Annotated in this window: 10 protein-coding genes and 1 pseudogene; 8 read left to right on the top strand and 3 right to left on the bottom strand. The window is 61.9% G+C overall.

Annotated elements, in window-relative coordinates; all coding sequences use genetic code 11:
* From D1641_RS13215 to D1641_RS13205, 3 genes and pseudogenes are all read right to left on the bottom strand, one after another.
* Positions 1-691: pseudogene (locus D1641_RS13215) on the bottom strand (hypothetical protein); the annotation flags it as partial.
* 133 nt (positions 692-824) lie between these two features.
* Positions 825-1,208: a hypothetical protein gene (locus D1641_RS13210; RefSeq protein WP_160666460.1), complete on the bottom strand. Its 384-nt coding sequence runs from the start codon at positions 1,206-1,208 to the stop codon at positions 825-827.
* 127 nt (positions 1,209-1,335) lie between these two features.
* Positions 1,336-1,782 (bottom strand): hypothetical protein, encoded by a 447-nt coding sequence (locus tag D1641_RS13205; RefSeq protein WP_160666458.1) that lies wholly within the window; start codon positions 1,780-1,782, stop codon positions 1,336-1,338.
* Positions 1,783-3,517: 1,735 nt separating this feature from the next.
* On the opposite strand from D1641_RS13205, the gene terS reads away from it, so the two are divergent.
* The 8 genes from terS (at position 3,518) to D1641_RS13165 (ending at position 10,327) form a co-directional block, all read left to right on the top strand.
* Positions 3,518-4,261, top strand: a complete 744-nt coding sequence (terS, locus tag D1641_RS13200; RefSeq protein ID WP_160666456.1) for a phage terminase small subunit — start codon at positions 3,518-3,520, stop codon at positions 4,259-4,261.
* Positions 4,258-4,497 carry a hypothetical protein gene (locus D1641_RS13195; protein ID WP_160265767.1) on the top strand — a complete coding sequence of 80 codons (240 nt, stop codon included), beginning with the start codon at positions 4,258-4,260 and terminating at the stop codon, positions 4,495-4,497. The genes terS and D1641_RS13195 overlap by 4 nt, the downstream gene beginning before the upstream one ends.
* Positions 4,494-4,979: a hypothetical protein gene (locus tag D1641_RS13190; RefSeq protein ID WP_160265766.1), complete on the top strand. Its 486-nt coding sequence runs from the start codon at positions 4,494-4,496 to the stop codon at positions 4,977-4,979. The genes D1641_RS13195 and D1641_RS13190 overlap by 4 nt, the downstream gene beginning before the upstream one ends.
* 116 nt (positions 4,980-5,095) lie before the next feature.
* A complete protein-coding gene (locus D1641_RS13185; RefSeq protein ID WP_160666454.1) occupies positions 5,096-6,949 on the top strand; it encodes a phage terminase large subunit family protein in 1,854 nt (617 codons plus the stop codon).
* Complete coding sequence (locus tag D1641_RS13180) at positions 6,950-7,186, top strand: DUF6148 family protein (RefSeq protein ID WP_160666452.1); 237 nt, start codon at positions 6,950-6,952, stop codon at positions 7,184-7,186.
* Between the two features lie 11 nt (positions 7,187-7,197).
* Entirely contained in the window at positions 7,198-8,853 is a 1,656-nt protein-coding gene (locus D1641_RS13175) for a phage portal protein (protein WP_201757363.1), read from the top strand.
* Positions 8,846-9,979 carry a head maturation protease, ClpP-related gene (locus D1641_RS13170; protein WP_160666450.1) on the top strand — a complete coding sequence of 378 codons (1,134 nt, stop codon included), beginning with the start codon at positions 8,846-8,848 and terminating at the stop codon, positions 9,977-9,979. Before D1641_RS13175 ends, D1641_RS13170 begins: the two co-directional genes overlap by 8 nt.
* 15 nt (positions 9,980-9,994) lie before the next feature.
* A complete protein-coding gene (locus D1641_RS13165) occupies positions 9,995-10,327 on the top strand; it encodes a hypothetical protein (protein WP_160666448.1) in 333 nt (110 codons plus the stop codon).
* Positions 10,328-10,344 lie beyond the last annotated feature (17 nt).

The following is a 10,344-nucleotide window of genomic DNA, read 5'->3' as shown; positions in this document are numbered from 1 at the left end:
CCGGTCCGGCGGGCTGGGCGCTGGCCTCCGGCGCGGGGGCCGGGGCGGGTTTGTGGAAGTAGTGGAGCGGGACAAGAGCAGTGCAGGGGGCCGGGACAAGAGCGGTGCAGGGCTTGACCGCCGGGGCGGCGGGGGCGTCCTCCATGATGGAGGGGACCGGCGCGGCGGGCTTGTCCTCCGCCGGGGCCGCGCTGGGCTTTACCCAGTAGGCGGATTTTTTCTTGCTCCAGATGCCGCCCGCCGCTTTGATTTCGTCGGCGTACTTCTCCACGTCGCCGGTAAACCAGACGTTGGGCGCGCCGGTCTTTTCACCCTTGACTTTCAGGACCAGGCCGGGCAGGTTGCCAAACCGGGCCTTGATGGTCGCCAGGTCCGGCGCGGGGGCGTTCTTCTCCACCTGGGCGGGGCCGTAGATGTAAGAAAGTTTCTGGTAGAAGTGCGGGGACTGCTCCGGGGCCTCCTTGCCCGCTTCCTCGGCGGCTTTGATGGTCGCGGCGCTGGGCTTGGTGGTGTGCTTCCAGAGGTAGCAGTCAAAGAGCGGGGCGGCGTCCTTCTGGACCTGGTAGCCGCGTTTAGACCAATCGGCGGCGGTGTGGAAAGGCAGGTCGCCGCGCTGGAGGTAGGCGTCAAGCTGCTCCTGGGGGATGCCGTGGGTGATAGCGGCCTTGTAGATGATTTCGGTGTTTGTCATGGTAAAAACCTCCTGTAAATTTTGGGGTTGGGTTGATGTGTTCCGGGTCTTTCGGCCCATGAGCGCCCGCCGGGGTTGTCCGGCGGCTGGGCTTGCACCAGCGGCGGCGGGATGCCGTCGGCCTTGCGGGCTGTCAGATGGCGGCGGGCGTGGGGTAAAGGGCTTCCGCCCGGCGGGATGCGGTAGACGGGTCCAGGCCGTCAACGATGCAGTTATGATAGACCTGGTTCCAATTCTGGTTGCGCTCGTACTCCGCCGCTAAAATGGCGTCGATGCGTTCACCGTCGGCGGCGTCCTGGAGGTATACGCGGCCCTCCCATACTCCGCCAGCGCCGCAGGTCCATTCTTTGGCGCGGATTCCCTTCAAGCGGCGGGCCGCTGCCAGTGTGGCGGCGTGCTGTTCGCGGTCCAGGGATTCAACGACGGCGCGCCGTCCGTTGCATTTCAGGGCTTGCCATTCATAGGCAAGGCCGCGACGGGCGCAAAAAGCGCTGATTTTCTTTTCTGCTGCTGTCATGGTAAAAACCTCCTTGTGTCGCTGTGGTGGATGCTGCGGGGATTGTTCCCCATGAGCGCCCGCCGGATTGCTCCGGCGGCTGGGCTTGCACCAGCGGCGGCGGATGCCGTCGGCCTTGCGGGGATGTTCAGACGGCTTTCTGTTCAACGGTCCAGGGCTTCCGGCGTCCGGTGGACTGGAAATAATCGGCGTCCGGGTCGGGGACGGACCAGAAGCGGCGGAGGGTGTCTTTTCGGTCCTCGTGGTTGTGCCAGTCGTAGCCGCTGGGAAGGTGTGCGCAGACTTGCCAGCGCTCCCGCTTTTCGTAGCGGTTCATAGCCTTGACCGTTGCCATAACGGCGTCGGGGTCCGCGTTCACCAGCCTGCAAGCACTGACAAAGGCGCTCCAGGTGCAGGAGGATTCTTTGTCGTGGCGCTCGTAGCTGGCGTGGTCCTCGACGGTCCGCAGGTCCAGCATTGCGCCGGGGAATGGCCGGTGCTGCCGGTAGAAAATGCGGGCGTCGTTCTCCGCCTGCAAATACTCCTGCGCCATTTCCACCAGGATTTCGGGCTTGTAAGTGAATTGATTTTTCATGGTTTTATCTCCCTTCCGGCTTTCGCCTGTCAAATGGTTTTCATGTTGTCCGGGGATTCCCCCATGAGCGCCCGCCGGATTTCTCCGGCGGCTGGACTTTCACCAGCGGCGGCGGGATGCCGTCGGCCTTGCGGGGGTTTGGGAGGTCCGCAAGTCTTTAGCCGCTTGCGGTCGCTGTTGTGCGTTCAACTGACGCCGCCCGTGTTCTTGCCGGGGCGGTGGCCATGTAGGTTGTCAAGGTTCAATCCCTGGCGGCTTGCATTCAACCGTGCCGCTCGGGATGGTTGCATCATAGCACGGTTGAATGCGGCTGTCAAGCGATTTTCGCAAACTTTTTTCGGTTTGTGCAATTTGCACGGTTGAATGCGTCTTGCGTTGTGCAGATTGCACGGTTGAATGCGTTTCGCCTGAACTATCACGCCTGGGGCGGTTCGCTGGGCCGGGGCCGTGTGGCCTGGGCTTGTCCCGGATGTTAGCCGATGGCCGCGCCGCCGTCAAGACCCCGAAAACCTTTCCCCCAGCCCCCCCTAAAGGGGGGCGTGGGGAACTATTTTTGCACAAATTTTCCGGGCTGTTTTTGGCGAAAATGGCAAAAGCGGGAACATTCGCGGCGGGGATGCCTCCAGAATTTCCAGTGAATTTTTACCAGCCGTGGGGGGACTATAGGGGGGCGTTAATATACCAAGAATCAGGACTTAGACCGCGCGCATAAAATACCTCGCCGGGAAAATCGCTGGAAATTTTGCGGCCCGGTGTAGGGGGCGGAAAAATCGCGGTTGCTTTTGGAAATGGCCGCGCCGGACCGGGAGCCGGACCAGGACCGGAGGACCGCGCCGGACCGGGACCGGGGCAACGCGCAAGGACCGGACCGGGAGCCGGACAGGGGCCGGGGACGGGGACGGGCAAGAGGACCGCGCCGGGATGGGGGACGACGCCGGGGGCATGGACAAGCGCCGGACAATGACGGACAGGACCGGCACCGGGAGCGCCGGACCCGCTCGACCTGCTCCGCCTGGACTGGGAGCAGGACCCGCCCGGCCTGCATCAGCCGGACCAGGAGCCGGACCGGACCGGGGGCCGATGCTGGGGCAGGTTGCGCCGGTGGTTGAAAATGGCCTTGCAAGGCGCACAAGACGGACCGGGCCGGGACTAGGGAGCGGACCGGACCAGCCGCGCCGGAGGGGTTTTATGCGCGCGGTATAGTCTCCTGATAGCTGGATATATACGCCCCCTTCCCCCCACCAGCCAGCCGGTCCGGTCCTGGCCCGGTCCGGCGGACGGGGACCGGGCCGGACCGGACACGCCGGACCACAAAACCGCGCCCGCGCAAGATTCAACACATACGCGCACAGGCGCGAATCAAAACCGCGCGCGAGGGCGTAGGTACTCCCTGGGCACCCCTCGCCGCCTGCGGGTCCGTGAGCGCAGAATTTAATTAGGTATGAGGGATTTTTTTTCGCTTCCCCCGGCGGGCCGGGAAAAAAGTAGGGGGTCCCCAAAAATCGGGGGTTAAAAATCAAGGGGGCCGCTTGTGAACAAATTATGAATTTTGGAAAAGTGGCACACTGTGTCCCGGTTTTCGTGATAAACTGATACCATGAATTATTGGCCTGCGGCGGAAACGCTGCGGGCTTTTCTATTTTGTGGCCTGCGTCCGCCGAAGCCCTACGTTCCTACGCGGGGTATATATGTAGGCGGCGCGGGCCACTACCATTTAGAGAGGGGGCGCGGCGCTGTGGCGAGGCGGAGCGCGGAGCATGATGCCGCCAGGGCTGAATACATAGAGCGCCGGAGCCGTGGCGAAGAAGTCAATCTGGCAGAGCTGGCCGACCGGCTGGGCGTGAAGCGCCAGACCTTGCGGAACTGGAAGAGTGCGGAAAAATGGGATGAAGCCGTGCCGACGCCGAAGAGGAAGCGGGGCGGGCAGAAGGGAAACCAGAACAGCAAGGGAAAACGGAACGCCGCCGGGAGCCACAAGGGCGCGCCGACGAGAAATAAGAACGCAGAAAAAGACGGAGCTTACAGCGCCGTCTTTCTTGATACCTTGACCGAGGAAGAAAAAAAGCTGGTGGAGGCAACCCCGCTGGAGGTCCGGGCCGCTCTGGAACATGAAATGAAGGTGCTGAAATTCCGGGAAAATAAAATCCTCTCTAAAATCGCGGACTATGAGAAAGCGGAAGAAGGGGCCATGTATCTAAGCGCCATGACGGAGATACGCGGGAAGAACAACACCACCATGCGTTTCAGCGACAGCGCCTTTAAGCGGGTCCAGAGCTTGCAGGAGGCGCTTTACAAGGTACAGGGGCGTATCGCCAAAATCACGGACAGCCTGCGGGGGCTGGACGAGAGCGCGGCCCGCCTTGCCATGGAGCGGGAGCGGCTGGACATCCTGCGGATGCGGGCTTCTGGCAGCGTGGACGTGGGCGACCTGGAGGAATCCGGCGACCCGCCGGGGAAAGAGTTGGAGGACGAACAGTGACGCACGCAATCGTAATATTCGGCGGCGGTCTGCTTCTGGCCGTACTGCTTATGACGGCGGCAATCCTGGGCGGGCCGGTATGGGGAATCGTGCCGGTGACGCTTGTTATAGCGGGCGCTACCGCTGCGGCGGCGCTGCTGGGACTGTCACTAATTGAAATGCTGGCAATGTTCGCGGTTGCGACTATGATAATCGCCATAGCCACTTATCTATTGGGAAAGAGGTGGGGGCCGTGAAACTGTATACCTGCGAAGCCGTGGCGGACTGGCTGGCGCTGACGCCGCGCCGGGTCCGGCAGTTGCGTGACGAGGGAATCATCAGCGAGAGACTGCCCGGCCTGTATGAAATGAAACCGACCATCACGCGGTACATCATGTATCTGCGGAAGGGGACCGGGAAAACAGACCTGAACGACGAGCGGGCGCTGCTCACCCGCGCCAAGCGGGAAGCGGCGGATATGGAGAACGACCTGCGGCGGGGGACGCTGCACAGTTCGGAGGAAATCGAAAAGGGCATCAAGACCATGTGCCTGAATATCCGCGCAAAGCTCCTGATGCTGCCCGCCAAGCTCTCCCCGCGCCTGGCACAGATGGAGGGCAACCAGGCGGAGATTTTCGACGAAATGAAACGGGCCGTGGACGAGGCGCTGGAAGAGCTGTCCGACTACCGGACGCTCCTTGCGCTGGCGGAGGGCGACGATGAAGAAGAAAGCGGTTGACCCGTGCGAAGGGTGCATATGGGCAAACAGAATCAGCGACCGGCGGGTATTCTGCCCATTCCCCCGGTGCGTGCGGGGGAAGCTGCCGCCCGGCGGGAGCGGGAAGGACAGGAACGATGAACACAAGAGAAGTTAGGGCGTGGATTGTTGAGCTTGCGCCGCAGACGGAAGCGATGTTCGCCCGCTGCGCCGCGCTGCTGAAACCGCCGCCCGCGCTGACCCTATCCAAGTGGGCGGACACATACCGGGTAATATCAGCGGAGAGCGCCGCCGCGCCTGGGCGCTGGAACACGGACAACGCGCCCTACCAGCGGGAAATCATGGACGCCATCGGGAATCATCATATCCGCAAGGTGGTCATTATGAGCGCCGCGCAGATAGGAAAGACGGCCATGCTGATGAACGTGCTGGGCTACTATATGCACTACTACCCCGCGCCGGTGATGGTGATGGAGCCTACCCTTGATATGGCGCAGGCGCTTTCCAAGGACTTCCTCGCGCCCATGATTCGGGATATGCCGGTGCTGTCCGCGCTGGTGGACACCAAGAGCCGGTACAGCGGAAACACCATTCTAAAGAAAAACTTCCCCGGCGGTCATGTGACCATCGTGGGAGCAAACAGCCCCGTGGGCCTGCGTATGCGGCCCATCAAGGTTTTGCTGGCCGACGAGGTGGACGGCTACCCGGAGAGCGCCGGGACGGAGGGGGACCCGCTGCTGCTGGCCCAAAAGAGGCAGACGACCTTTTGGGACAAGAAAACGGTTATCGTCTCCACGCCGACCATCAAGGGACACAGCAGGATTGAAAAAGAGTTTTTGAACAGCACCATGGAAGAGTGGAATGTGCCTTGCCCTGGGTGCGGGCATTTCCAGCCGCTTGTGTGGAGCCAAGTCAAATTTGACAAGGACGACCTGACAAAGCCCATCCTGTACGAGTGTGAACGGTGCGGGGAGGTATTCGGGGAGTACGAATGGAAGCGCCAGGGCAAGCACGGCCATTTCGTGGCGAAGAATCCGAACGCCGAGGCGCGGGGCTTCCACCTGAATACGCTGGCCTCCAACTTCTGCGGCTGGCACGAAGTTGTGGAGAAACACCAGCTTGCTACCGAGCTTCTGCGCCAGGGGGACCCGGAGAAGATGAAAACGTGGGTCAACACGGAGCTGGGCGAGACGTGGGAAGAGCCGGGCGACCGGGTGGACGAGGACGCGCTTATCACACGGCGGGAGCTATACGGCGCAGAGGTGCCGGACGACGTGCTGGTGCTGACGGCGGGCGTGGACGTGCAGGCGGACCGTTTCGAGGTCGAGGTTGTAGGCTGGGGCGTCGGCAAGGAGAGCTGGGGCATCCGCTATCAGAAAATCATCGGGGACACGATGGAAAATCCCGTGTGGGAAAACCTGGACGCTTTTCTGCTGACGCCGTTTCACAAGAAGGATGGAACGGCGCTTTATATTTCCGCCGCGTGCATCGACAGCGGCTACAGGTCCAACCAGGTCTACAGCTTCACCGTGGACAAGTTCAACCGCTATGTGTTCGCCATCAAGGGCAAGGGCGGACAGGGCGTGCCATACATCCGCAACCCGTCCACGGATAACCGGGTCAAGACGCCGCTGTTCACCATCGGCGTTGACGCGGGGAAGGATTTTATCTACCAGCGCCTGCGCGTCACCGAGCGGGGGCCGAACTACTGCCATTTCCCGTCCGACGAGGGGGCCGGGTACGACGCGACCTACTTCAAGGGACTGGCAAGCGAAATGAAAATCACGCGGTTCCGCAAGGGGAAAATGACCGTCTCCTGGGTGCTGCGGGACGAGGGGTACAAGCGCAACGAGCCGCTGGACCTGCGCAACTACGCGACCGCCGCGCTGGAAATCTACAACCCGCCTCTCCAGAAGCCGGAGCCGGGAGCGGGACAAGCGCCTCGCCGGAAGGGGTGGCGGAAATTGAGCGGCGGCATCGGAGGTGTGTAAATGGCTGTATTCAGTAAAGAGCTGTGCAGGCAAAGGCTGAAAATCTGGCTTGCGGCGGAGGAAGCAATCGCAACCGGCCAGCGATACCAAATCGAAGGGCGGTCCCTGACGCGGGCGGACCTGTACGACGTGCGGAAAGAGCTTGAATACTGGGCCGGGAAGCTGGCCGAAGCAGAGAGCGAGGAACAGAATGGGGGCTATATCAGGGCTTACCATTTTGTTCCCCGTGACATTTAGGGAGGGCGGCTATGGCGAAAATGAATTTTCTGGACAGGGCCGTTGCCGCCGTCTCCCCGGTTCAGGGCTTGAAGCGCGCCGCCGCAAGGAGGGCGCTGGAGGTCACGAACAGCGGATACGGGAACTACGGCGCAAACGTGACAAAGAAAAGCCTGATTGGGTGGCTCTTTCGCGGCGGGAGCGCCAAGGAGGACATAGAGGACAACATCGACACGCTCCGCCAGCGGTCCCGCGACGCCTATATGGGGATACCGACGGCAAGCGCCGCATTGAAAACCCTCTGCACAAATGTTGTGGCGGGAGGGCTGATACCGTCCCCACAAATCGACGCGGAGGTTTTGGGGCTGACGCGGGAGCAGGCGGAAGAGCTGCAAGGGAAAATCATGCGGGAGTTTGCGCTATGGGCGGACACGGCGGAGTGCGACGCGGACGGCCTGGGGAATTTCTACAAGCTCCAGCAACTCGCCTATATGGGATTCCTGATGAACGGGGACAGCTTTGCGCTGCTGCCGTTCAAAGAGCGGGCGGGGAGCCAGTACGCGACGAAGGTACAAATCATCGAAGCGGACCGCATCTGTTCCCCTGACGGGTACGACCGGCTTGTGCCGGACTATGTAAGGGGATACCACGTCCACAGCATCGTCCAGGGCGTGGAGACGGACGCGGACGGTATGGTGGTGGCCTACTGGATATGTTCCCGGCATCCGCACTCCAGCCTTGCCGTACAGAGCGGGACGCTGGACTGGACGCGGGTAGAAGCGCATGGAGCCGCCGGGCGGCACAACGTCCTCCACGTTATGACGCGGGAGCGGGCGGGCCAGCTCCGGGGCGTGCCTATCCTTGCGCCGGTCCTGGAAACGCTGAAACAACTGGGCCGGTATACACAGGCGGAAATCGACGCCGCAGTAATCAGCGCGTATTTCACCGTGCTTGTCAAACCGGCGTCGGTGCAGAACGGGTCGCCAATCGGCCAGTACATACCGCAGGAAGCGCAGGTGGACAGCGCGGACCCCGGCAGTATCGAAATGGGACAGGGGACCATCCTCTCCCTGAATCCGGGGGATGATGTGGCGTTTGCGGACCCGACGCACCCGAACACCGCCTACAATGCGTTCTTTGACGCCATGATTAAAGAAATCGGCGCTGCCATGGAGATACCGCCGGAGGTGATGGAAAAGCAGTTTACGCAGAATTTCAGCGCGGCACGGGGCGCACTCAACGAGTTTTGGCGGGTGTGCGACGTGAAGCGGGACGATTTTGTGGACAGCTTTTGCCAACCGATTTATGAGCAGGTCCTCGCGGAAGCTGTGGCACGGGGCCGCATCAACGCGCCAGGCTTTTTCAGCGACCCGGCAAGGAGAAAAGCCTACTGCGCCTGTGTGTGGCCGGGACCGGCCAGAACGAGCCTTAACCCAATACAAGAAGTCAGCGCGGCACTGAAACGGGTGGAAGCCGGATTCTCCACGGCACAGCGGGAGACGGCGGAAATGACCGGCGGGGACTATATGCGCAACATGGAACAGCGGATGATGGAGGCGGAGAAAATGCGGCAGCTCCGGGAAATCCTGAATCCGACACCGCCGCCCGCGCAGACGCCGGGGCCGCAGACGGGAGGCGGCAAGGGCGAAGAGGACAAGACCACAGAGGGAGGGACAGGAAGTGCCTAATAAATTCTGGCAATTCCGCAATGCGGCGGACGGGAGCGGGGAACTGCTGCTGTACGGGAATATTGCGGGAGAAAAAAGCTGGTACAGCGACGATGTGACGCCAAAGCAGTTTGCCGAGGACCTGGCCGGGCTGGGAACGGTCAGCAACATCACGGTCCGTATCAACAGCGGCGGCGGGGATGTGTTTGCGGCGGTGGAAATCGGGAACCTGCTGGAACAGCACCCGGCCAACGTGACCGCCCGCATCGGCGGCGTATGTGCGTCGGCGGCGACAATCATTGCCTGCCATTGCAACAAGGTCATTGCCGCCAACGACAGTACCTACATGGTGCATCCGGTCAGTATGTATTGCGGGTACGCAAATGCGGCGGACCTGCAAAAATACCTGGAGGCGCTGGCGACCATCAAGGAAAACATCATCAGCCTTTACGCCAAAAAGACCGGGCGGACCAAGGAGGATGTAACGGCCTGGATGGACGCGGAAAGCTGGTGGACCGGGCCGCAGGCCAAGGAAAACGGCTTTGCGGACGAGCTGACAGACGAGGGGGCGGGCGCTACCTACGAGAATCGGGGCGGCGTCCTTTTCGTCAACAGCGTCAGCATGGGGGCCAAGTTCGACAAGGCCCCGGAATTTGTGCGAAACCGCGTGAAGCGGGTCGCGGATATTAAATCGCCTGCGCAGGCGCAGGACAATCAACCGGCGGGACAGCCGGGAAAACAACAGGAGGTACAGGACATGGACCCGAAAGACAGCATCAAGACCGTGGACGACCTGCGGAAAGTCTATCCCACGCTGGTTGACCAAATCGAGCAAGCGGCGGCGACGGCGGCGGCGGAGGCCGCGACCAATGCCGAGCGGGCGCGCATCCAGAGCATTGAGGATATGGCCCTGCCCGGCAGCGAGAAGCTGGCGGCGGAAGCCAAATTCACCAAGACCATGAGTGCGGCGGAATTTGCCGAGGCCATGGTCAAGAACGCCAAGACCCAGGGCGCAACCTATCTGGCGCAGGTGCAGAAGGACGCGCAGGACAGCGGCGTGAACGGCGTCACCAACACCCCGCCCGCCGACAAGACCGAGGGGGACGCATTTATCGCGGCAATCAAGGGCGTTGCGCCCAAGAACTAAAGGGAGGAAAACGACATGAGCATGGACCTTGCAGTTAAGACCTACCGCTACGACCCGCATCACTTTGAAGCGGGCGTCGGGCCTGTCAACAAGGCCGTGAAGGTGGCGGCGGCGGACATCCCCGCACACGCCCCCGTGGCGCTGGACGGCGACGGAAAGCTGGCGCTGCTGACGGCGGACAACAAGGCCAGTGTCTACGGCCTCGCGCCGGACAGCATCCGGGCGGGCGAAGAGGGGCCGGTGTGGCTCACCGGCGAATACTTTGCCGACAGCTTGGCGCTGGAAGAGGGCGTGACCGCCGCAGACATCGAGGTTGCCTTGCGCAACATCGGGATTTTCCTGAAATAACAATTCCCGCTCTCCGC

This window comes from Colidextribacter sp. OB.20, assembly GCF_009911595.1.
In the GTDB taxonomy this organism is placed as follows: Bacteria; Bacillota; Clostridia; order Oscillospirales; family Oscillospiraceae; genus Lawsonibacter.
Note: the sequence above shows the minus strand (reverse complement) of the source record. Positions and strands in the feature narration are given on the sequence as shown.

Coding starts and splice junctions, on each gene's coding strand:
- D1641_RS13185 (WP_160666454.1), top strand. CDS start 5,096: ATGAACACAAGAGAAGTTAGGGCGTGGATTGTTGAGCTTGCGCCGCAG.
- D1641_RS13175 (WP_201757363.1), top strand. CDS start 7,198: ATGGCGAAAATGAATTTTCTGGACAGGGCCGTTGCCGCCGTCTCCCCG.
- D1641_RS13210 (WP_160666460.1), bottom strand. CDS start 1,208: ATGACAGCAGCAGAAAAGAAAATCAGCGCTTTTTGCGCCCGTCGCGGC.
- D1641_RS13165 (WP_160666448.1), top strand. CDS start 9,995: ATGAGCATGGACCTTGCAGTTAAGACCTACCGCTACGACCCGCATCAC.
- D1641_RS13205 (WP_160666458.1), bottom strand. CDS start 1,782: ATGAAAAATCAATTCACTTACAAGCCCGAAATCCTGGTGGAAATGGCG.
- D1641_RS13180 (WP_160666452.1), top strand. CDS start 6,950: ATGGCTGTATTCAGTAAAGAGCTGTGCAGGCAAAGGCTGAAAATCTGG.